Source organism: Brevibacterium sp. JSBI002, assembly GCF_026013965.1.
Classification (GTDB): Bacteria; Actinomycetota; Actinomycetes; order Actinomycetales; family Brevibacteriaceae; genus Brevibacterium.
This window is the reverse complement of the sequence record NZ_CP110341.1, coordinates 1,258,890-1,280,822: the sequence shown is the minus strand read 5'-3', so window position 1 is coordinate 1,280,822 and position 21,933 is coordinate 1,258,890. Positions and strand designations below refer to the sequence as shown.

22 protein-coding genes are annotated in these 21,933 nt (G+C 64.5%); 9 read left to right on the top strand and 13 right to left on the bottom strand.

What is annotated here, in order from left to right; translation table 11 throughout:
- Nucleotides 1–100: 100 nt before the first annotated feature.
- The 4 genes from LJ362_RS05765 to LJ362_RS05750 form a co-directional block, all read right to left on the bottom strand.
- Nucleotides 101–751, bottom strand: a complete 651-nt coding sequence (locus LJ362_RS05765) for a response regulator (protein ID WP_264801180.1) — start codon at nucleotides 749–751, stop codon at nucleotides 101–103.
- Nucleotides 748–2,028: a sensor histidine kinase gene (locus LJ362_RS05760; protein WP_264801179.1), complete on the bottom strand. Its 1,281-nt coding sequence runs from the start codon at nucleotides 2,026–2,028 to the stop codon at nucleotides 748–750. The genes LJ362_RS05765 and LJ362_RS05760 overlap by 4 nt, the downstream gene beginning before the upstream one ends.
- Nucleotides 2,029–2,173: 145 nt before the next feature.
- Nucleotides 2,174–3,547: a purine-cytosine permease family protein gene (locus LJ362_RS05755; RefSeq protein ID WP_264801177.1), complete on the bottom strand. Its 1,374-nt coding sequence runs from the start codon at nucleotides 3,545–3,547 to the stop codon at nucleotides 2,174–2,176.
- Entirely contained in the window at nucleotides 3,544–4,023 is a 480-nt protein-coding gene (locus tag LJ362_RS05750) for a YybH family protein (RefSeq protein ID WP_264801174.1), read from the bottom strand. Before LJ362_RS05750 ends, LJ362_RS05755 begins: the two co-directional genes overlap by 4 nt.
- Nucleotides 4,024–4,334: 311 nt before the next feature.
- On the opposite strand from LJ362_RS05750, the gene LJ362_RS05745 reads away from it, so the two are divergent.
- Together LJ362_RS05745 and LJ362_RS05740 are read left to right on the top strand one after the other, a co-directional pair.
- Entirely contained in the window at nucleotides 4,335–5,084 is a 750-nt protein-coding gene (locus LJ362_RS05745) for an SLC13 family permease (protein WP_264801173.1), read from the top strand.
- Nucleotides 5,081–5,599 (top strand): hypothetical protein, encoded by a 519-nt coding sequence (locus LJ362_RS05740; RefSeq protein WP_264801172.1) that lies wholly within the window; start codon nucleotides 5,081–5,083, stop codon nucleotides 5,597–5,599. Before LJ362_RS05745 ends, LJ362_RS05740 begins: the two co-directional genes overlap by 4 nt.
- 30 nt (nucleotides 5,600–5,629) lie before the next feature.
- Here the strand turns inward: LJ362_RS05740 and LJ362_RS05735 are convergent, their stop codons facing one another.
- Together LJ362_RS05735 and LJ362_RS05730 are read right to left on the bottom strand one after the other, a co-directional pair.
- Nucleotides 5,630–7,135, bottom strand: coding sequence for an acetyl-CoA hydrolase/transferase family protein (locus LJ362_RS05735; RefSeq protein WP_264801171.1), 1,506 nt, complete (start codon nucleotides 7,133–7,135; stop codon nucleotides 5,630–5,632).
- Nucleotides 7,136–7,237: 102 nt separating this feature from the next.
- Nucleotides 7,238–8,248, bottom strand: a complete 1,011-nt coding sequence (locus tag LJ362_RS05730) for a formylglycine-generating enzyme family protein (RefSeq protein ID WP_264801170.1) — start codon at nucleotides 8,246–8,248, stop codon at nucleotides 7,238–7,240.
- Nucleotides 8,249–8,506: 258 nt separating this feature from the next.
- Between LJ362_RS05730 and LJ362_RS05725 the strand changes: the two genes are divergently transcribed.
- Together LJ362_RS05725 and ribA are read left to right on the top strand one after the other, a co-directional pair.
- Nucleotides 8,507–9,277 (top strand): CDP-alcohol phosphatidyltransferase family protein, encoded by a 771-nt coding sequence (locus LJ362_RS05725; protein WP_173156647.1) that lies wholly within the window; start codon nucleotides 8,507–8,509, stop codon nucleotides 9,275–9,277.
- 28 nt (nucleotides 9,278–9,305) lie between these two features.
- Nucleotides 9,306–10,706, top strand: coding sequence for a GTP cyclohydrolase II (gene ribA, locus LJ362_RS05720; RefSeq protein WP_173156649.1), 1,401 nt, complete (start codon nucleotides 9,306–9,308; stop codon nucleotides 10,704–10,706).
- Here the strand turns inward: ribA and LJ362_RS05715 are convergent.
- The 5 genes from LJ362_RS05715 to LJ362_RS05695 all read right to left on the bottom strand — a co-directional run bounded on the left by LJ362_RS05715 (nucleotide 10,621) and on the right by LJ362_RS05695 (nucleotide 14,979).
- Nucleotides 10,621–11,490, bottom strand: coding sequence for a lysylphosphatidylglycerol synthase transmembrane domain-containing protein (locus tag LJ362_RS05715; protein ID WP_264801169.1), 870 nt, complete (start codon nucleotides 11,488–11,490; stop codon nucleotides 10,621–10,623). The two genes, ribA and LJ362_RS05715, sit on opposite strands and share 86 nt — an antisense overlap.
- Entirely contained in the window at nucleotides 11,487–12,386 is a 900-nt protein-coding gene (locus LJ362_RS05710; RefSeq protein WP_173156653.1) for a hypothetical protein, read from the bottom strand. The genes LJ362_RS05715 and LJ362_RS05710 overlap by 4 nt, the downstream gene beginning before the upstream one ends.
- Nucleotides 12,383–13,507 (bottom strand): glycosyltransferase family 4 protein, encoded by a 1,125-nt coding sequence (locus LJ362_RS05705; RefSeq protein ID WP_264801168.1) that lies wholly within the window; start codon nucleotides 13,505–13,507, stop codon nucleotides 12,383–12,385. Before LJ362_RS05705 ends, LJ362_RS05710 begins: the two co-directional genes overlap by 4 nt.
- Complete coding sequence (locus tag LJ362_RS05700; protein WP_173156657.1) at nucleotides 13,504–13,887, bottom strand: 6-pyruvoyl trahydropterin synthase family protein; 384 nt, start codon at nucleotides 13,885–13,887, stop codon at nucleotides 13,504–13,506. The genes LJ362_RS05705 and LJ362_RS05700 overlap by 4 nt, the downstream gene beginning before the upstream one ends.
- Nucleotides 13,888–13,980: 93 nt before the next feature.
- Entirely contained in the window at nucleotides 13,981–14,979 is a 999-nt protein-coding gene (locus LJ362_RS05695) for a zinc-dependent alcohol dehydrogenase (RefSeq protein WP_264801166.1), read from the bottom strand.
- A gap of 100 nt (nucleotides 14,980–15,079) precedes the next feature.
- Between LJ362_RS05695 and LJ362_RS05690 the strand changes: the two genes are divergently transcribed.
- On the top strand, nucleotides 15,080–15,868 hold the full coding sequence (locus LJ362_RS05690) for a fructosamine kinase family protein (RefSeq protein WP_264801165.1): 789 nt from the start codon (nucleotides 15,080–15,082) through the stop codon (nucleotides 15,866–15,868).
- A 2-nt stretch (nucleotides 15,869–15,870) separates the two neighbouring features.
- On the opposite strand, the gene LJ362_RS05685 is transcribed toward LJ362_RS05690, so the two are convergent.
- Nucleotides 15,871–16,692: a DUF4352 domain-containing protein gene (locus LJ362_RS05685; RefSeq protein ID WP_264801164.1), complete on the bottom strand. Its 822-nt coding sequence runs from the start codon at nucleotides 16,690–16,692 to the stop codon at nucleotides 15,871–15,873.
- A gap of 159 nt (nucleotides 16,693–16,851) precedes the next feature.
- Between LJ362_RS05685 and LJ362_RS05680 the strand changes: the two genes are divergently transcribed.
- The 4 genes from LJ362_RS05680 to LJ362_RS05665 all read left to right on the top strand — a co-directional run bounded on the left by LJ362_RS05680 (nucleotide 16,852) and on the right by LJ362_RS05665 (nucleotide 19,849).
- On the top strand, nucleotides 16,852–17,568 hold the full coding sequence (locus LJ362_RS05680; protein WP_264801163.1) for a hypothetical protein: 717 nt from the start codon (nucleotides 16,852–16,854) through the stop codon (nucleotides 17,566–17,568).
- Nucleotides 17,565–18,272 carry a sensor histidine kinase gene (locus tag LJ362_RS05675; protein ID WP_264801162.1) on the top strand — a complete coding sequence of 236 codons (708 nt, stop codon included), beginning with the start codon at nucleotides 17,565–17,567 and terminating at the stop codon, nucleotides 18,270–18,272. Before LJ362_RS05680 ends, LJ362_RS05675 begins: the two co-directional genes overlap by 4 nt.
- A gap of 68 nt (nucleotides 18,273–18,340) precedes the next feature.
- The gene (locus LJ362_RS05670) at nucleotides 18,341–19,006 is read left to right on the top strand and encodes a response regulator transcription factor (protein WP_264801161.1); all 666 of its coding nucleotides are present in this window, start codon (nucleotides 18,341–18,343) and stop codon (nucleotides 19,004–19,006) included.
- Nucleotides 19,007–19,114: 108 nt separating this feature from the next.
- Nucleotides 19,115–19,849 (top strand): phosphatase PAP2 family protein, encoded by a 735-nt coding sequence (locus LJ362_RS05665; RefSeq protein ID WP_264801160.1) that lies wholly within the window; start codon nucleotides 19,115–19,117, stop codon nucleotides 19,847–19,849.
- A 6-nt stretch (nucleotides 19,850–19,855) separates the two neighbouring features.
- Here the strand turns inward: LJ362_RS05665 and LJ362_RS05660 are convergent, their stop codons facing one another.
- Entirely contained in the window at nucleotides 19,856–21,712 is a 1,857-nt protein-coding gene (locus LJ362_RS05660; RefSeq protein WP_264801159.1) for an acyl-CoA dehydrogenase, read from the bottom strand.
- Nucleotides 21,713–21,933: the final 221 nt, after the last annotated feature.

Genomic DNA, 21,933 nt, shown 5'->3' with positions numbered 1-21,933 from the left:
CCACCGTATGGATGTCCGAGCCGTTTTTCGTCACCCCTGGGAACCGTTCTTCACCCCCTACTCGGGTAGGGGGGGTCCGAGGTGAGGACGGGGGCAGAACTCAGCTGTTGGGGACGATGAGACCGGATTCGTAGGCGGCGATGACTGCTTGAGCGCGATCTCGGGCATCGAGTTTGTACAAGATCCGGGAGACGTGGGTCTTCACGGTCTGCACTGCGATGTGCAGGCTCGCCGCGATCTCTGTGTTCGACGCTCCGCGGGCGACTTGGATGAGGATCTCGCGTTCTCTGTCGGTGAGTTCGGGCAGAGCCGTGCGGTTGGGCTTCTGTCCTCCGGTGGCGAAGTGTTCGATGACCCGTTTCGTCACACTCGGCGCCAGGAGCGCTTCGCCTCCGGCGACGATGCGGACCGCCTCGGCGAGTTCACTGGGCGGAGCGTCCTTGAGGAGAAAACCGCTGGCCCCGGCGCGGATGGCGTCGAAGACGTAGTCGTCGATGTCGAAAGTGGTGAGCATGATGATCCGGGTCTCGGCATTCGCGGCGACGATCGTGCGGGTCGCTTCGATTCCGTCCATCAGCGGCATTCGGACGTCCATGAGGACGATATCGGGGGCAAGGTCGGCGACGAGATCGACGCAATGCGCACCGTCCTCGGCCTGTCCGATGACCTCGATATCTGCATGAGCGCTCAGCAGCGCGGCGAAGCCGGCTCGCACCATCGCTTGGTCATCGGCGATGACGATCCTGATCATGGGGTCTCCTTATCCGTGACCGAAGCGTCCGTGACCGGTGTGTCGGCGCTCGGTTCGCTGTCGTCGGTCGGGCGTTCGCGGGGCGAAAGCGGCAGCACTGCTTCGACTTCGAAGCCTCCGTCGGCAGTGGCTCCGCTGCGGATCTCGCCACCGACAGAGGCGGCCCGTTCACGCATGCCGATCAGTCCCTGCCTGCTGTGCTTCTCGTGTTTCGCGGCTTCGCCGGGACCGTCGCCGTGGTCGTTGGTGACGCTGATCCAGACGGCTGAGCTGCCGCCGCGGATGCGGATGGCGATGGCGGAGTTGCGGGCGTGGCGGATCGCGTTGCTCAGGGCCTCTTGGATGATGCGGTAGCCGGCGAGCCCGGTGCTGTCGCGCATGAGGTGGTCGATCGGTTCGCCGCTGCGTTCGACGGTGACCTGCACTCCGGCCTGTCGGGCCTTCTCGATGAGCGGATCGATCTCGGAGAACCTCGGCTGCGGAGCCAGTTCACCTCCGCCTTCATCGTTGCGCAGGACGCTGAGCAGTCCGCGCATCTCGGTCAGCGCTGTGCGGGCGGAGGTGGAGATGTCTTCGAACTCTTTGGCCACCTCTGAGTCGATCCCGGCATGGCGGAACGGCGCGCTGGAGGCCTGGATGTTGATGATCGACATGCTGTGGGCGACGATGTCGTGGAGTTCCCTGGCGATGCGCGCCTTCTCCTCGATGGTCACGCGTTTGGAGTGCTCCTCCGCGGTGTTCTCCTTCTCCTGGATGAGTTGGGAGCGGATGAGCTGCCATTGCTGGATGATGACCGCGGCGAGGTAGACGCCGCCGGCGATGCAGGAGTAGATGAGTATGTTGACGATCGCGGCGTCGGTGCGGGTGTCTGCGACGATCAGATGAGTGATGAGCACCGCGGCCGCCGAACCTGCGATGCTGCCGAGCAGTGCGGCCAGGGCCACTCCCCAGTGGGCGCGGACGCCGATGATGAGGATGATGACGATCTGAGTGATCATCATCGGAACCATCCACGGCCACGGCACACCGGAGACCAGCGGCCCCAGCAGCGGCAGCACAGTGCAGGCTGCGATCGACATGATCGTGCCGAAGAGCGGGCGCAGCATGGACAGCGGCATGGACCCGACATGGACGATGGTGACGACGAAGGCCAATGCGACGGGGGCCTCGTTGACTGAGACGGCGATCGACGACTCCACCGCGAGCATGACGATGGCAAGAACGATCACCGCGACCCAGGCCAGCGCCTCGGGGTTGAGCCGACGGTTCGGGGGCATGAACCTGTCGAAGACTACCATCACAGACACCCGGTTCCCTTCTGTGATCCCGGCCGACTGTTGCGATCATAACGCCTGTGCTGCTTCATCACCTGGGAACGGCACATAGTGGTCAGTTCCCGGTCCAGATCCGAGAACGCCGCAGTCAGCTTCCGCGGAGCCTGTCGGACAGGTGCGCATGTCGAGTTCCTGCGAACTTCGCTCGGCTGCCCCAGGACAGCGCGAGGTAGGCCACGAATGAGATGGCGAAGGACGGGATCGTCGCTCCGATCGGGCTCGGATAGGCGTAGGTGAGCACATAGGACGCCAACGCCCCGAGGACCCACACTCCGACGGCCACCCAGTTGACTCCGCGGGTGTAGGAGTAGAGGCCGCCGGAGTCCTTGAGGATGTCGGGTGAGTAGGCACCGCGTTTGATCATGTAGTAGTCGACGATGAGGATGGCGAAGACGGGGACGAAGAACGCCCCGATCATCGTGAGGAAGTCGGTGTACTGGTCGAGCAGGGCCAGCCAGGTCGAACCGATGATCGAGATCGCGCCGAGGATGAGGGCCGTCGGCAGGAACTTCAGCTTCGTCCTGCTCTGTGCGCCGACGACGGAGTTGACCATTCCGTAGACGACCATCGTGTTCGTGGCCATGACCGAGAGGAAGATGACGATGGCCAGCGCCCACCCGAATTCCGCGGCCAAGGCCGTCGGATCGAATTCGGCCGGGTCTCCCCCGTCGAGCAGGATGAAGCTGAACGCGGTGAGACCCAGCAGCATGGCCAGCACGGTCGAGGTCAGGTAGCCCAGACCCGATCCGACGATTCCGGCCTTCTGAGTCACGGCCAAACGGTTGAGGTCGCCGGAGAGTACGGTCCAGGAGATGGCTGTGGAGATGACGATATCGAGTGCGAGGACCGGAGTGAACTCGAGCTCCGGCAGGCTCTCGATTCCTGCGTATTCGCTCGGTGAGTGTCCCGTGAAGGCGATGACGAAGACATAGGCCATGACCAGCAGGATGAGAAGTGCGAACCAGGGTTCGGCCTTCTCGATCCCTTCGTGGCCGAGGATCGCCAGTCCGACGACGAGCGCCTGGCAGAGCACGGAGAAGAGGATCGGGTTGGAGAATCCCGTCGTCTGGGCGACGACGTAGTTGACGCTGATTCCCGCCAACATGGCCTGCACCCAGCTCCACCCCATGAGGATGATGACGTTGGCGGCGACCGGCAGGAAGCTGCCCTTGGCGCCGAAGGCACCGCGGGTGATGGCCATGGTCGCCAGGCCCGTGCGGGTGCCGATGTTGCCGATGAGCGTGAGCACGATGGTGCCGATGATCGTGCCGACGATGATGACGATGACCGCTGTGGTGAAGTCGACGCCGGGGACGAACAGGGTTCCGGTCAACAGGGTCGTGACGACGAGGTTCGCAGCCAGCCAGATCATGAACATCCGTCCCCCGCTCAGGGACCCGCGGATGACTCCGGAATCGTGGCCGGATTCCAATCGCTGTTCCAAACGGCGGTACCAGTTCACTGCGCGACCTCCTCGGTGTCGGGCTTGCTCTCGGCGGCACCGGACCCAGCCGGCGACGAGCCGTCGGCAGGGTCCGGGACCGTGGAGAGGTGTTCGTGGATGGCGATGAGTTCACCGTCACCGAGGCGGCGGAAGACGATCGATTCGCGTTCCCGGTATGATTCCCGCCCGTCTGCGGTGTTCACGGTCGTATCGACGGTGTGGGAGAACACGGCTCCGCCGGGGAAGGTCTGCACGAGCTGGTCCGATGAGGCGCAGGCGGCCACTGACCAGCCGTCGGCCAACCACGTAGCCCACTCCCTTTCATATTCCGCACGAGTGTTCAGGCGTCGCGCTTCGGGGTGGAAGACGAATGAGGCGTCCTCGGCGAATCGGGAGAAGTACGACTGAGTGTCCGTGGCGGCGAAGGCATCGACGATCGCCGAGGCGGCCGTGAGCACATCTGATTCGCTGGGCTCCGGTGTGGATTCGTTCATGATCGACGGCGACCTTTCGCAGACTGAGAAACGGAGGATGCCGCGTTGAGTCCAAGTGATTCGCGTGCGGCCCGATGAAGCTGAATGACACACTAACGAGTCTGTGATCGTCCGCACTATCCGTGATGGACGAATTCTGCTCTCCTTTATACGAGACGGCGAATCGGCGGCGGAGTCCTTCCGCTGAGTGTCGCTGTGAGTTCATATGCCGAATGGTCCTGATCGCACCAGGTGACATGCATTAATTTGTGTCGCGTGCCCTTGTGCCGCCGGACATTCGCCGGCTGACGTTCGAAGGAGAAGCTGAACCCATGAGTGCAGAACTGATCTGCAGTATCGTCCTCGGACTGATGTTCGTCATCGGAACCTGGCGCGACATCAATATGGGCCTGCTCGGCTTCATCGCAGCCGCCGGCGTCGGCGGCCTCGTCCTGCACCAGGCGCCCGAGGACTTCCTCGCAGGTTTTCCCGTCGACCTCTTCCTTACGCTCGTCGGCCTGACCTATCTCTTCGGCTTCGCTCAGAACAACGGCGCGATCGAAGTGATCGTCCGCTGGTGCGTGAAGCTCGTCGGCGGGCGCATCGGACTCATGCCCTGGATCTTCTTCGCACTGACAGCTGTCCTCATCTCGCTCGGGGCGCTCTTCGCTGTGGCCATCATCGCGCCGCTGGCGCTGTCGTTCGCGCGCCGACATAGGATCAATCAGTTCATGGTCGGTCTGCTCGTCGTCCACGGTGCCCTGGCCGGCGCGTTCTCGCCCATCAGCGTCTACGGCATCTTCATCAACGACTATCTGACGAAGAACGGTCTCACCCCTGCGCCGCTGACCTTGTTTCTCGCCCCGTTCGTCTTCAATACCGTCTTCGCGGTCGTCGTCTGGTTCGTCCTCCGTCGCCGGCCGGGACTGCGCGCGGAGGCAGATGGGGCTCACCCCCACCCCGAGTCCGAGTCCGAGCGCGGAACGACCATCCGTCTCACACGCTCTCAGATCCCGACCCTGATCGGGCTCATCGCGATGGCACTGTCTGTGATCATCTTCAGCTGGATGTGGGCCTGGTGACCATCACGATTTCGGTAGTGCTCGCCGCCCTCGACCCTGCGGCTGGCAAGGCCGCCATGTCGAAGGTCTCATGGTCGATCGTCATCCTCATCTGCGGAGTGCTCACCTACATCGCCGTGCTGCAGGAGGCCGGAACCGTCGAATGGGTCTCGGCCGGCATCTCAGCGATCGGCGTCCCCCTGCTGGCGGCGCTGCTGCTGTTCTACATGTCCGGTCTGATCTCTGCGCTGGCGTCGTCCTTGGCGATCATCGGCGTCGTCATCGCCCTGGCAGTTCCGTTCCTCGAGTCGGGCGACGTGCATGTCGGAGGGTTCGTCGCGGCTTTGGCGATCGCCGCGACCATCGTCGATATCAGTCCGTTCTCGACCAACGGCGCGATGCTCCTGGCCAATGTCCATCCGAGCATCCGCGACTGCTACTACAGACAGATGATCGGCTACGCCGGCCTCATGTGCCTCATCGGGCCAGGACTCGCCTGGGTGGTCGCCGCGGTGCCGACCGTGATAAGCGGCTGAGCAGTCGGGGTCGTGGGAGTCCGCACTCTCTCACATATGCCCAGTCGACAGGAACGTCTCGTGCCAGGACAGAGCCTCGGCGAGGATGTGCGGCGTATGCCGACCGGTCGGGTTCGCCGCGATCGCACGCTCGAGGTAGTCGTTGAGGGGATCGCGGTAGTCCGGGTGGGCGCAGTTGTCGATGATCCTCCGTGCCCTGGCTACCGGCGGCAGTCCGCGCAGATCGGCCAGGCCCCGTTCGGTGACCAAGATCTGAGTGTCGTGTTCGGTGTGGTCGATATGGCTGGCGAACGGCACGATCGCAGAGATCGCTCCCGCTTTGGCCTGCGAGTTCGACACGAAGAAGTTGAGGTAGGCATTGCGGGCGAAGTCACCGGAGCCGCCGATGCCGTTGATGATCGACGACCCGGTCACATGGGTGGAGTTGACGTTGCCGTAGATATCGGCCTCGACCATTCCGTTGATGGCGATGATGCCGAGTCGGCGGATGGCTTCCGGGTGGTTCGACATCTCCTGTGTGCGCAGCAGGATCCTGCCCTTGTACGACTCGATCCGGTCGTTGAAGTCCTCTGCCCGCTCGGCCGAGAGCGAGAACGCCGTCGCCGACACCGAGGTGAGCTTTCCGCTGTCGATGAGGTCGAGCATTCCGTCCTGGATGACTTCCGTATAGGCGGTCAGTCCCGCGAACTCGCTGTCGGCGAGATTGCCCATCACCGCATTGGCGACATTGCCGACGCCTGACTGCAGCGGCAGCAGTTCCGGCGGCAGCCGATCCGCTGCGATCTCATGGCGGAGGAAGTCAACGAGGTGACCAGCGATCTCCTTCGAGTCCTCGTCGGCAGGTTTGAATGGCAGGTTCCGGTCCGGAGCATTCGTCTCCACCACGGCGACGACCTTCGCCGGGTCAACTCGCAGATAGGGGTCACCGATGCGCTGCATCGGCTCGAGCAGTTGGATCGGCAGCCGCTCGGGCGGACGCCGGGTTCCGTAGTAGACATCGTGGAAGCCTTCGTACCCGCGCGGGTGCCAGTCATTCACTTCGAGGATGACCTTATCGGCCAGGTCGAGCCATGTCTTCGAGTTCCCGACCGAGCTGCCGGGAACCAGCAGACCGTTGGGCAGGATCGCCGCGACTTCGACGACGGCGACGTCGAGGTTGCCGTAGAAGCCGAACCACGCCTGCTGAGCCGAATGGCTGAGGTGAGTGTCGACATACGCGGTGTCACCCGAATTGATCGAGGCCCGCATCGCCGGATCGGATTGGAACGGCAGCCGTTTGCTCACCGCGTTCGCTTCGGCGAGGACCCCGTCGAGTTCCGGCGCCGTCGATGCTCCCGTCCACAGTTCGATGCGGAAGTCCTCACCCCGATCGTGGGCGGCCCGAGCGCGTGCGGCTACCGCCCCCGGCACTGCCTTCGGGTACCCGGAACCGGTGAAACCGCTCATCGCCACGCGTTGGCCATTGTCGATATGGCGGGCTGCTGCCTCAGCAGTGACGGTCTTCGTGCTCAGTTCGGGGCAGGTGATTCTCGACATGATCCGAAGTCTATCGAGCGTCCAAATGCTCGGCCGAGGCGGTCCCACTGTCATTGCCCGAGGTGCCGCCTCGGAGCAGAACTCACGAGCTGACGTCGAAGGTTAGAGTGCTCCGCCGACGACTCTGAAGCCGATGTTCGAGGCCGAGGAATCAGGTGTGTTCGAGGATCGGGCGGCCACCCGATAGCGGTTGCAGTAGGAGTCGTGGCACAGGAACGATCCTCCGCGCATGATCCGCTTATCTCCGGTATCGGGGCCGCGCGGATCGGACTGCGGGGAACGCTGGTAGTAGTCGCGAGCGAACCAGTCGGCGCACCATTCCCACACATTGCCGACGGTGTTGAACAGGCCCAGACCGTTAGGAGCGAAGTGTCGGGCCGGTGCGGTCCCGATGAACCCGTCGTCGAGGGTGTTCGCAGTCGGGAATTCGCCCTGCCAGATATTGCAGTTCCATTCCCCGTCGATCAGCAGCCGGTTGTCCCACGGATAACGGCGGCCTTTGAGACCACCGCGAGCGGCGAGCTCCCATTCGGCCTCGCTCGGCAGCCGTGTACCGGACCAAGCGCAATAGGCCTGGGCATCGTCCCAGCTGATGTGGACGACGGGATGGTCTCTCCGGTCATCGATGGTGGATCCGGGCCCTTCTGGTGCGGCCCAGTTCGCCCCGGAGACTTCGACCCACCAGGGCACGCCCGGAGCCTGGCCGAGAACATGAGCCCGCGCCCCCGGATTGGTCTCCAGGAGCATGGCGAACACCGCCGAGGTTCCCAAACGTTCTGCCGTTGTGACGAAGCCGGTATCAGCGACGAACCGGGCGAAATCGTCGTTCGTCACGCTCGTCGTCGCGATCTCGAATTCGGTGAGGTCGACCCGGTGACGTGGTCCCTCACCATCGGCAGGATGCCCGTCGCCGAAGGGATCGCCCATATCGAAGGGTCCGCCGGCTGTGACGAAGTCGAAGCTGAACTCGGGGCTCGACTCGGAATTCACGGCAGGACCAGCTGCAACGGTCATCGGATGGCTGTCGGTCGCCTCGGCGCGGGTGGTCGCCGGGGCGCAGCACGAATGGCCGTTCTGCGCTCCTGCGGCGCTGTGGTCTCCGTTCTTCGTCACCTGTGGGTGCCCCTTTCGTCCCGGGTCCGTCTCTATGCGGTGCGGACTCTGGGTTCACCCTATGACGTCGGCCGGTACCGGGGACAGTCCGCACCGAAACCGTCACCACGACATTACGGGTGATTCTCGCCCCTTTCCCACCGATAGCCACCCTTCGCGGCTGATCCGTTCCGACATCGTCTATGGTGAGGATCAGAGTCTGTCACGTCCATCACACCGACAGGCACGCTTGTCGGCACCTGAGAAAGGAAGCTTTTTGTGACCCAGCCACGGACCGACGCCGCCGGCACAGTCGGCGGCACAGGCACCGGCTCCGGCGATGCCGGAGTCGATACCGGAATCGGTACCTGGACCGGGCTGCTCAACGGCGCCGTACGCAGCGGAACCGTGGCAGCGTCTCTTCTGGCCGCCTCGGCGATCGTCTCCGTGATCCTCAACCCTGCACTGGTGACGGTGCTCGCTGTCGTCGTGGTCGCGGCGATCGGCGTCGGACCGCGCCTGCGCCGGGGTCGGCCGTGGACGCCGGCCGATACGGTGACGGCCTGCCGACTGGGCCTGGTCATCGTCTGCACCTGCCTGATCATCCACTCGCAGCCGGGCCTGACGTGGGCCGCCGTGATCGTCGGTTCACTCGCTCTCGCCCTCGACGGACTCGACGGATTCGTGGCCCGCCGCACCCAGGTCACCGAGGCAGGAGCCGGGTTCGACGAGACGGTCGATGCCGTGTTCATCCTCATCCTCGCGCTCGCGCTCGTCCCGTTGTGGGGGTGGTGGACGGCATTGCCGGGCCTGTACTACTACGTCTTCCGCTTCATCACGGCGTTCCGTCCCCAGTGGCAGCAGAAGTTGCCGTTCTCGCAGATGCGCAAGGTGGTAGCCGCATCGCAGGGCATCCTCCTCATCACTGCCGCCTCTCCCCTGGCCCAAGCTCACGAATGGATCGGCTTCGGTGCGGCCGGACTGGCTCTGGCCGCGCTCACCTGGTCGTTCGGCCGCGATATCATCTGGCTCGAGCGACATGCACGGTGACCACGATCTTTCTTCCTATACTGTTGGCATGACGTCGACGCACACCAGCACCGGCCCCGAGCGCCTCGTCACGGGCCCGGTGAGTTCGCTGCCCACGGAGCACGGGACATTCGCCATCAGGTCGTTCACTGCCGACGCAGTCACCCATGCGGTGCTGACAATGGGCGACCCGGCCGGTTGTGTCCGACCGTTGGTCCGGGTACACAGCGAATGCCTCACCGGTGATGCTCTGGGTTCGCATCGGTGCGACTGCGGGGACCAGCTCGATGCGGCGTTGGCTGCGATCGCGGCCGAGGGACACGGAATGCTCGTCTATATGGCCGAGCATGAAGGTCGCGGAATCGGCCTGGCCGCGAAGCTGCAGGCGTATGCTCTCCAGGACGAGGGCATGGACACCGTCGCCGCCAATCGTGCCCTTGGACTGCCCGACGACGCCCGTGACTACACTGCGGCGGCTATGATTCTGCGTGAGCTCGGCTGCCCGCGCATCCGGCTGCTGACCTCGAATCCGAGCAAACAGCACGCGCTCGAGGAATTGGGCATCGAGGTCGTTTCCCGGGTTCGGCTGCCCGTGGCCGACCGGCCGGAGAACAGTGCCTATCTCACCACCAAACGGCAGCGGATGGACCACGATGTCCCGCCCGCGAGGGATACGGAGTCATCGCGGACGCAGCTGCCCGGTGTCGACATGGGTGTCGATACGGACATCTACGCAGCTCTGGCCGCGAACGAGGAGGTCGTCGCCCAACTCGCACAGAGCCAGGACGGATTCATCGCCACCCGCACCGGCGACGCCTGCTTCGTCTCCGGAACCACGGATCGCACCCATCTGCACCGGATCCGAGCTCATGTGGGCGCCGTCCTCGTCGGTGCTCAGACCGTCATCGCCGATGATCCGCAGCTGACCGTCCGTGCGGTGCCCGGCACCGACCCGGTCCGCGTCGTCCTCGATCCGCACGCCCGTGTGCCGGTCACGTCGACGGTGCTGAGCATCGGTCCGACACCGACCATATGGCTGATCGGCGCCGAGGCGGCTCCCAATGCGGATGTCGGTGACCACGTCCGCGTGGTCCGTTTTCCCCCGTCGGCGTCCCCACAGGACATCATCGACGTCGTCCGTGGCGAGGTGGCTGGGTCCATCCTCGTCGAGGGCGGCGGACGTACCGTCTCATCATTTCTTGCCGCGGGTGCTCTCGACCGTCTGTTCCTCACCACCGCTCCGGTGTTCATCGGCGATGGTGTGCCGGGCATCCGTTTCGAAGGGTCCGAGGTGATGGCGCAGGCTCTGCGGACGCCGTTCCGTCGGTTCGAACTCGGCGAGGATATGTGTACCGAATACCTGCTCAGTCCGGCTGCGGTTGCTCATTCGCAGCTGAGCCCGAGTGTGCAGGAGTCCGCTTCCGTCGAGTCCCCGCAGCCCACACAGTGACGATTCCGGGCAGCGTAGAGATCACCGCGAGCAGGCCGTAGCCGGTCGAGGCTGTCACTGCGGTGTCCATCGACACGGAGATTCCGGCTGCGATGAGGCTGACGCTGAGTTCGCGCACACCCCATCCGCCGACGCCGATCGGGATGCTCATCGCGGCGAGTCCGACGACCGCGAGCACCGGCACGACGGGTCCCCCGAGTGCCGCCATGGCGATGAGGAAGAGTACGAAGAGAGCTGCCATTCCCAGGGCCGAGGACAACCAGATGGTGAGAGTGTGCCGCCAGTCCATTCCCCGCATGCCCCACTCGGAGACGACCAGGGTCGCAATAGAAACGGCGGCGGCCATGAGTGCCAGCCGGCCGGAGACTCCGATGAGGGTGAAGGAGGCGGTGGCGAAGAGCAACGTCGTCGTACTCAGTCGTTCGGCGCCGACGGCAACCAGAGGTGACAGCCACTTCTTCGCTCCGGTGTGCCGGTAGACGGCGACTCGGGCGGCATCTCCGCCGAGTCCGCCGGGCAGGACCATGTTGAGCAGCGACGAGGAATAGCAGTCGGCGAGGGCCCGTGACCACGTGATGGTCGTGCCTCTGTGTGCGAGCAGCAGCGTCCAGCGCAGAGCTTGGGCGCCGGTCATGATGAATCCGCAGCCGAGTGCGGCCAGGACCGTCCAGACGTTGAGGACCTGCCATCCGTCGACGAGTGCTTGAGCGCCGACGACTCTCACCGTCAGCGCCAGCAGCGCGACGGTGATTGCGAGCATGAGGGCCCTCTTCGCCCAGGTCATGTCACTTCTGTCCCAGTCGGAGGGGTGGCCGCACGAACGGCTGGGGTCTGTCGTCCGCGGTCGACAGCGTCGATGAGCACATCGAGGTGGTCGACCCTGACGCGCAGTCCCGAGTCCAGCTGCGCCAGCCGTTGACTCCACCAGTCCTGTGCGGCTGCGGCGAGCGCCGGGTCCTCCTCAACGGCTGCCTCGAGTCGTTCGGAGAGGAATCTGTTGAGGAAGGTCCGGTCTTCCGGGACCGAGAGGCGCCACGGGCTGGGACCCTCGAATGCGGTGAGTCCGTGTCTGCGGGCGACGCTCATGAGGTGTTCGGGTGCGTGGTGGCCGAGCCTGCCGTCGCGGTGCTGGTGGGCGGTAAAGGCTGCGTCGATGGCAGCGTCGTGCGGATGGGAAGGGTCGAGTTCCCACCCTCCGACGATGCTGAGCAGGAACAGACCGAGGCCGTCGTGGTCGGTGAGGGTGCGAATGACGGCGGTGAGGTCGGCTTCGGTGAGGACGTCGAAGAGGGCGCTGCAGGTGAGCAGCAGCTGGGATCCCTGGAAATCCGAAGCAGAGAGCAGCTCGGCGCTGAGAGTCGGGAGCGCGGAGATCGGGGCACAGATCGTGCGTGCGTCAGGTAGTGCCGTTGCCGCCAGATCGAGGGAAGCTTGGTCGGAGTCGAGGAGGATCCAGTTGATCTGCCAGTCGGGCAGGCGAGAGCGCAGGGCAGCGTCGAACCACAGCGCAGAGTTGCCGGTGCCGGCCCCGATATCGATGGCCAGCAGTGACTTCGTGTTCGACTCTGCTCCGTACCTCAGTCGTGCGACTGCGTCATCGAGCAGATGCAGCGACTCCTGGCGCGCTGCGTCATCGACGGAACGGCGCAGATCCAGCCAGTCGGGTTCGGCCGCAGTCACGAGTTGCTCCTCTGCTTGTTGTCCGCCACAACTGACGATTCCTGCTGTTCGACCGAGGAAGCCGGTGCGGCCGGGCGGGAATGGTCGGCGGCGATGCGCAGAACCGTGTCGGCGGTGTCAGTCCACGAGCGTACGGCGTTGGGACGATTCCGGCGGGCCGATTCGTCCAGTTCGGTGCGGAACTCAACGTCGGTCAGCCAGCGGTGCAGTGCCTGTGCCCACGCGCCGACGGTGCGGGGCAAGCCGAGTCCGGCACCCAGAGGCTCTTCGGCTCCGGTTCCGACAGTGACGAAGGCGGAGATCCCGCCGGCGGCCGCCTCCGCGACGACCATCCCATAGGCCTCCGAGCGTGAGGGCAGAAGCAGCAAGTCGGCGTTGCTGTACAAGGCGTCGATCTCGGCGGGGCTGAGTTCTCCGACGACGTCGGCTCTGCCCGCAGGCAACTCTTGGCACGCCGCCTGCAGCCGGCGGCCGTAATCTGCGTCCACAAGCGGGCCGGCGAAGGTGACCCGCCACAGCCGTTCTGCAGCCGCATCATCCTGTTTGCGGACATCGGATTGTGTTGTTTCTCCGCCAATCAGCTCTGTCAGGGCTTCGGCGATGAGCAGCTGTCCTTTGTTCTCCTCGATGGCGCCGATACACACGAAATGGCCTCCGCCGCCGCCAGAGCTCTGTGGGCGTGCAGGGTTTCCGGGCACGGCCGCCTCGGCGCGGATCCCGTACCGAGATTCCAATCCTGCGGCGGTGAACCGACTCGTGGTGATGACGGCGGGTGCGGCACTGACGACCTGTCGTTCGCGGTCGCAGGCGGCTCTGTCGTCACTGTCTGCCAGGCAATGGATAAGCAGGATGGGCGAACCCTGCTCGGTGCGGTTCGTGTCTCCAGGATCGGTCATCACCTCGGGCAGCGCAGTGGCGATGAGCCCATCGAGGAGGACGGGTCCGGTCACTGCGGCCAGGAGATTATTCACAGCCGCTGACTCGGCTGGTCCCGGTTCATCCCAGGAACCGGGCACCGAATGGAGCACGATCCGGGGACCGGCCGCCTCGGCGACTGCCCGGTTGAATGCCGCTCCCCCGCTGATGCGGCCGAGATCGGGTTCGATGAGGTGAAGGCTCACGCCCGCTCCGGGACGGTGTACGTGATCGCTGCGCGCGGATTCTCCCGCAGCTCGATGCTGATGCCGATCTCGGGGCGGTCCGCCAGGGATTCGGCCAGGCGCTGTCCGATGTATTCGGCGACGGCTTCGGTCGTGCTCAGCTTCCCGGTGAAGTCCGGGTGTTCGTCGAGGTTCGCATAGCGCAGTGGGGACAGGGCCGCGTCGAGCAGGCTCATGGCTTCGCCGATGTCGAGGACGACTGAATGCTCGTCCAGGCTCGGACGGGTGAAGGTCGCCGAGACTTCGAGAGTGGCACCGTGGACGCCTTGGGCTGGTCCGAAGAATTCGTCGGGCAGGCTGTGGGCGATCATCACGTGGTCGTTGACGGTGAGTCCGAACATCGTCTTCTCTTTCCTCTCGGGGTACCGGTTGGTTCTTCGTCTCCGGGTTGCGGATGCGTGCGGTTCGACGCGACTGCAGTGCCCGGGAATCAGTCAGTCGGCGTGGGCGCCCGTGTAGTCGATGACATGACAGAGTGCGGAGCGGGCAGGGCCGTCACCGCCGCTGAGTTCGTCCATGACCGTCGGCAGCTCCGTCCAGTCGGAGACTCCGGTGATCAGGGAATCGAAGCGGTCATCGTTCAAGGCTGTCAGGGCCGCGCGCATCCGTTGGGTGCGGGTGCGGCGCGCTCGATGTCCGGCGGCGACCTCGCCGACCTGTGAGGCGATGATGCTCAGCCGGCGGGCGTGGAAGTCTGCGCCGAGCGGCACGCTGGGGCTGTCGCTGCCGTACCAGGATGCTTCGATCACGGTGCCGTCGTCGCCGGTGATCTCGAGTCCGCGGGCCAGTCCGGCCTGGTTCCCGGAGGTGTTGATGACGAGGTCGCAGTCGGAGGAGGCATCGTCCGGTGCGACCGTGGTGAGGCCGAGGTCGGCCAGCAGTGCGCGCCTGTGCGGGTCGGTCTCGACGATTTCGAGTCGGTCGAGCGGCATCCGGGAGGCCAGCAGCGCGGTGGATGTGCCGATCATGCCCGCACCGATGACGGCGACGCGGTCGGCGAAGCGCGGCGGCTGCTGCCAGAGGATGTTGAGACCGGTTTCGACGGCGCCGGCCAACAGCGCCCTGTGGTCGTCGATGTCATCGGGAATGAGGTGGACATCCTCGGTGGTCACAATGTGGTGGGAGTGATGGGGCAGTAGGCCGAAGACCCGAGCGCCGATCCAGTCACGCGGTCCTTCGTCGACGACGCCGACGCCGAGGTAGCCGTACGACACTGGGAACGGGAAGTCCCCGAGCTGGTGAGGAGCCCGCATCAAGTCTTCGACGCGAGCGGGGATGCGGCCGGTGTGGACGAGTGATTCGGTGCCCTTCGACACCGCCGAGGCGGTGGTGATGATCCGCAGCTCGCTCCCTGAGTCAGGGTCCGCGTGCGGGGTGGGAACTTCACGCCAGCCCCCTTGCCGGGCGGCTTCCGTCCAGTACTGCCAAGCCATAATTCGATCGTACAGGTGCCCCTGCCCCGCAGCGGACCCAGGTGACCCCCGTGACCGTGATCAGGCTGATAGCCGACGACCGGGCCACTACCCTGGGGCCATGACTGATTTCCTCAAACTGCGGAAGTCCGCCCCGGACGGCTTCTTCGCCGCCGAGGCCGCGGGGCTGAGATGGTTGGCCGAACCGGGTGTGGTCCCTGTCGTCGACGTCATCGAACATGGCGCGGATTTTCTGCAGCTGCGCCGTCTCGACGAGGTGGGTCCCTCCGCCGAGGCGGCCGCCGCCTTCGGTCGCGACCTGGCCCGGCTTCACGATGCGGGTGCTCCCGGTTTCGGTTGGTCACCGGCTCCGCAGTCGTTCTTCGGGCCCCTCGACAATCCCTTCGAGGTGCCCGCCGAGTCCGTCGGCGACTTCACTGACTATTGGGTCGAGCAGCGCCTGCGTCCTCTGATCTCGACGGTTGCCGGGGATCTCACGGGTGAGGATCGGGCTACGGTCGCCTCGGCGATCGATGCGATCGCGTCCGGAGTTTTCGCCGGGATCTGCGGCGAGGACGAGGAGGCCCCGGCACGCGTTCACGGAGATCTGTGGGCGGGAAATCTCATGTGGACGCCGGACGGGGTCACTCTCATCGATCCGGCCGCGCACGGCGGTCACCGTTTGGAGGATCTGGCCCTGCTCGGTCTCTTCGGGACCTCGTATCTCGACGAGATCTATTCCGGTTACGAACAGGAACATCCGATGCCGGACGGTTGGCGGGATGACCTGCCGGTTCACAGCTTCTTCGCTCTGCTCGCGCATATCCGTCTGTTCGGTCGTGGGTTCCTCGGGCAGACGGTCCGTGCCGCCCGGTCGATCATCGCCCGGGCGGAACAGCTGGACCGGTAAGGTCACTTCAGGGAGATCTCCACCGGGTCGGAGAACAGTCCGCCGGCGAAGGTCAGCTTGTTCGGGTCGACGTCTTCGGGCACGTCGAAGACGAGGATGCCTTCGGCTGTGTTTCCGGGATTGATCTCTTCGAGGAAGAGGATGTTGTCCTCGGCCGCGTAGATTCCGGCCTCTGAGTCGGCAGAGTAGGTATTGCCGGAATCATCACCGAGTTTGATGTCGTCTTCGAAGAAGAAGTTCGGCTCCGATCCGGTGTTCTTCACCGACAGTCGGATCTGGACGAACTGTCCCTGAGCTTGGGCGTTGAGGAATTCGTCGCCGACCTGTGAGACTCCGTCTTCGACCTTTGCGACGGTGATCTCCCAGTCATCAGAGGCCACCGTGTCTCCGATTCCATACGTTGCTTCTTCGGCAGGTTTGTCGGCAGGCTTGTCGCCGGCTTCCTTCTTCGCGGACTCCCCCGACTGCTGAGCATCGGCCGAGCCGCCCTCCGAGGTGCTCGTGTCATCTCCCCCACCTCCGATCGCGCTGGCGATGGCAATGATGACGATGACGGCGAGTAGCCAGAACCACCAGCGCTTGAGCAGCGGCTTCTTCTGCTTCGGCGGTTTCTGACCATAGGGTTGCTGCGGGTATCCCCCGGCTCCGTAGGCCGGCGGGTTCTGCGCGGGTGCCCACTGTTGGGAGTCGAAGTTCTGGGGCTGCTGGGCGTTGTAAGGGGGCTGGTGCTGGGTGTTGTGAGGGGGCTGGTGCTGCGGGGACCATTGGGGCTGTGGAGACTGCGGCTGTTGCGGGGTGTTCTGGGGGTTCCGCGGGTGGGACATGACGCTCCTTCGAAGCTGGATCTGGCTGACTGCTCCAGCCTCGTCGCATCCGCGCGCCGGCACGTCCGCAATCGGGCTGGACCTGACCAGCCGATCGGTTGACCTCGTCCAGCCGGAAGGTGGACTACGTGTGTCAGTCCTCGCGGTTACGATTCTCTTGTGTCAGAACAATCCGCCCCTCGCCGCAGGATCCCGCGCGGTGTGCGCATCGCCGGCAGCATCCTCGTCGGCGTCATTGCCTACCTCTTCGGGTTCTTCACCTCGTCGATGGCGGTGACCGCGAACGCCTGGGCTTTCTCCGATGGGGAACTCAACGACACCGGGCTCGTAGCCGTCCTGCTGCTGTTCCTCGTGTGGGGACTCGTCTTCCTCCGTCACAGGTGGCCGTGGGTGCCGTTCGTGGCCGGCGGACTGCTCACGGCGGGGTGGGGCGATGCCCTGTTGCTCCTCATCGCGGTCTTCCACCTCGTCATCCGAGCACCCCGGCGGCAGGCGATCATCGCCTCGGCGGCGGCCACCGGACTGGTTGCGTTCTCCACGGTGAGGATGTGTCTGGCGTCGCCCGAGCACAATCCGTTCAGCATCTTCTTCCTGCCCGACCCGGCACAGGTCACGGGCCTCGAGGCGACCATCCCGCCGGAGGATTCGCATTTGGCGATCAGGATCATCACGATCGCAGCCGGCGTCATCGGATTGTGTACGGCGTTAGGGGTCGGGGCGTTGCTGCGGCGGACGCGGAGGATGAGAGCGGTCGAGTCGATCGCCGAGCGCGAGGCTCAGCGGAATGAGTCGCTCTCGGCCGAGATCGCCCGACAGTCCGAACGAGAGCTCTTGGCACGCGAATTTCCGACACGCTCTCCCACCGCCTGTCGGTGATCTCGCTGCACACCGGCGCCCTTGAGGTCGGAGCACAGACCGACCCCGAGGTCGCTTCGACGGCGTCAGCCCTGCGGGAGGAAGCCCGCGCGTCACTGGAGGATCTGCGTCATCTGGTGGGTGGTGTGAGGAACGGCGATCTGGCTGGTCCGCAGCCGGGGCAGGAGAATTCTTCCCCTCCGAGCCGCGCGACGATGGCTGCGATTCCCGAGCTCATCTCCTCCGTGGCGTCCACCGGCACGGTCATCCGTCCGCTCATCGTCATCCAGGACGTGGACTCGTGCCCGCCTGCGCTCGACCGTGCGGCCTATCGCATTGTTCAGGAGGCGCTGACGAACGCGATGAAACATGCGCCGAATCTGCCGGTGACGGTGGACATCGCAGTCTCGGCGGCCCGCGGTATCCAGATCTCGGTGAGCAATCAGCTGCCCAGCCCTCCAGGCCCAGTCGGTGTTCCGCCGCGCCCACGATATGCGCCGGGACCGGGACGAGAAGCCGGTGCCGGCGCGCCCGATCACGGACCGGGACCGGCCGGTCACCGCCGGGGTCCGCAGGACGCTCAGTTGGGATCGACCGGATCGGGATCCGGTCTGGTCGGCATCCGCGAGCGCACCGAGATGTTCGGCGGCGAAGCGTCGATCGGGGTGTTCGGCAATGAGTTCCGTGTGCAGGTGTGCTTTCGGTCCCTCTCACCCCGGACCTGAGGCGATGCGGAGCAGGGACTTCCGCGCCGCGCCGATCCGTGTCATGGGCCTCGGGTATTGTGACGTTCATGAACCAAGCCGCCCCGATCCGAGTCATGGTCGTCGATGACGATCCCATGGTCATCACCGGGATCAGGGGGATCCTCCAGGCCGCCGACGGCGTCGACGTCGTCGCCTCGGCGTTGAGCGGGGAAGAGTCCGTTGAGAAGGCGTCTCTGCATTTTCCCGATGTCGTGCTCATGGATATCCAGATGCCGGGAATCGGCGGGATCGAAGCCACTCAGCGTCTGCTCAACAGTGTACGACCGCCGAAGGTGGTGTCTCTGACGAGCATGAGCAGCGACGATCACCTCTTCAAGGCACTCGAGGCCGGAGCCGCCGGATACCTGCTCAAGAACATCGGCCCTGTGGAACTCGCCGCCGCGATCCGCAGGGTTCACGCCGGTGAGCCCATTCTCTCCCCGCAGTCGATGCGGCAGGTCATCTCCAAGGTCAGATCGAACTCAGACCATCGACTGCAGAGGGAGGCCGTTGAACTGCTGTCCGGACTCACAGACCGCGAGCGGCAGATCGCCGGGCTCGTGTCCGATGGTCTGTCCAATCAGGAGATCGCCGAGGAGACGTTCATGAGTCTGGCTACGGTCAAGACTCACCTCAACCGGATCAACGTCAAACTGGACACGAACAATCGCGTGCGCATCGCCACGATGGTCGTTCGCGCCCGCGGGCACTGATTCCGATAGATCGATCGGCGCGACTTTCAGAGAATCCTCGCGAGAATTCACCGTTTCTTTATCCCCCACAGCAGAAGTGATTGTCGACTCCGTCTAAAATCGACTCTGATGGTTGCTGAACCCTATGTCGAATCCGAGAAGCTGATCAGCAACCCCTCAGATCGCAGTCAGTGGACAGAACGAGCACAGGGGTTGCTGTCCTGGGCAACCTCAATCTGGGTCTTGGGCGCCGCTTTCATCGTCGTCACATTCGCCGCAGCCGGTCCGCTGCGAGTCTGGGACTACAAGCTCAATCGACGGTGGCTCTTTCTCTTCGAACCCGATCTCGTCTGGTTCGTTCAGCACATCCTCGACCCCATTGCAGGCCAGGCGGTCTGTCTTCCCGTCTTGGCGATCACCGCGATCGTGCTGTCGCGCAAACGTCGGTCTTGGCGACCGATCGTCTTCGGCATCGCCGTCGAAGCAGCCTTCTACCTCGGCATCGGCTCGCTCAAGGTCCTCCTCGCCCGACCGGCGACCACACTGCATGACCCGCGGTTCTTCCAAGGCGGTCTCATCGAGATCGGCGGCCGCGGAATCAGCTACCCGTCAGGGCACGCGGCCGAAGCCGTACTTATCTACGGAGCGGTCGCCTACCTCATCGCGACCTACATCAACGTCACTACCAGAACCGTGCGCCTATTGTGCTGGGGCGTCGCAGCGGTCAGCGTGAACTCCGTGGTCGTGTCCTTCGCCCTCGGCTGGCATTGGGCCACCGACCTCATCGGGGGTCTGCTGATCGGCGGAGTCTTCCTGCGACTGCTCATCATCGCCGATCGGCGAATACCTGACCCCAGAACCTGACGGCACTCACAGCCAGGAGTCATCGAGGTCGGCGAACGTCGTCGCCTTGCTTTCGACAAGATCGAACCACGGCCCGGTCTGCGGCAGTTCGTGAACGAGGAAATACCGCGCCGCGGCGATCTTTCCCTTGAGGAACGCCGAATCGCCACGTTCACCGGCGGTCGCTTCGGCAGCCATCCCCTGCTGCAACCACAGCCACGCCATCACGGTGTGTCCGACCGCTTCCAGATAGGTCCACGCGTTGTCGAGGGCCACCGTTGGATCTCCGCTCGCCCACACTGCGGTGGTGACGGATTCGATGCGATCGACGGCTGACGCCAGGGCAGCGGTCTCGGCGGTCCAATCAGAACGGTCGGCCGCCTCGGCGAGGGTCTCCCGCATCTTTCCCAGCAGCACCTGCAGGCCGGCCCCGCCCTTCATGATGACCTTGCGGCCGAGGAGATCCTTGGCCTGAATGCCGTGCGTGCCCTCGTGGATCGGATTGAGCCGATTGTCGCGGTAGAGCTGTTCGACATCGTGATCGCGGGTGTATCCCGCTCCGCCGAGCACCTGGATGGCGTGGTCGTTCGCTTTCAGGCACCACACGCTCGGCCAGGTCTTGACGATCGGGGTGAGCACATCGAGCAGCAGTGCCGCACGGTCACGCGCGGCCTCGGAATCAGCAGTTTCGGATTCGTCGAGCAGACGCGCGGCATAGAGGATGAGCCCGAGCCCGCCCTCGACGTAGCTCTTCGACGACAGCAGCATGCGCCGGACATCGGAGTGCTCCGCGATCGGGATCGGCTCACCATCGGATCCCTTCGCCCCGTCGGGACGACCCTGGCGGCGATCGCGGGCATAGCGGAGGGCATCGAGGTACCCGTGGTACCCCAGTCCGACCGCACCGGCTCCGACACCGATGCGAGCCTCGTTCATCATGTGGAACATACAGGCCAGACCCTTGCCCCGCTCCCCCACGAGGTAGCCCACAGCACCAGCGGAACCGGCCGGAGTGTGCGTGCCCTCACCGAAGTTGAGCAGAGTGTTCGTCGTCCCGCGCCACCCCATCTTGTGATTGAGTCCGGACAGAACGACATCATTGCGTTCACCGAGGCTGCCATCGTCGTTGACGAGGTACTTCGGGACGAGGAACAGACTCAGACCTTTGACCCCTGGCTGGTCACCCTCGGCACGGGCCAGGACGAGATGGACGATATTCTGCGAGAGTTCGTGATCGCCGCCGGAGATCCACATCTTCGTGCCGTAGACGCGGAACGCATCGTCGCCGCCCTGGGGATCCGGAACCGCTTTCGTCGTGACATCTCCCAGGGAGGAGCCGACCTCGGGTTCGGACAGGCACATGGTGCCGAAGAACCGGCCGTCGAGCTCGGGCACAACGTACTTCTCGATCTGTTCCTCGGTGCCGTACTCGAGCAGCAGATTGGCGTTGCCCATGGTCAGCATCGGATAGCTCGCGGTACCGATATTGGCCGCCTGGAACCAGGCGAAGCAGGCCTTTGCGACCGAATGCGGCAGCTGAATGCCGCCGACGCTCTCATCCATCGTCGCCGACAGCAGGCCGATGCCGGCGAACTGGTCGAGCGCAGACTTGATCTCAGGAATCAGCGTCACCGCAGTGCCGTCGAACGTCGGCTCGTTGAGGTCGGACTTGCGTGCATGGGTCGCGAACCGCTCCTTGGCAAGCTCCTCGCTGGCTTCGAGCACGGAGTCGAAGACCTCACGCGAATGGTCGGAGAAGCGAGGTCGGTCGCAGAGTTCGTCGACCTTGAGCCAGTCATAGAGTTGGAACTCGATGTCCCTGGCGGAGAGGATGGATTCTGTCGCAGTCGTCAAGACGCCGTTGCCTTTGCTCTGTTCAGTCACGAGACCAAACTAGAGCTAAACGTTCGTTAAGTAAAGCGATTCGCCCTCTCACAGTGAAAAGGTTTGGCTATTGATCAGTTGCGGGGTCCGCCAAACGCTCCTCATCCCTGGGTTTCGGCCCCCGCGAGAGCTAAAATTCTCTTTACAATCTGCGTGGGAATGGGGCGAAGGATCATGACCGCAGCCCGGTACACGGATAGTCGCGTGCCGGGTTCTGCTGT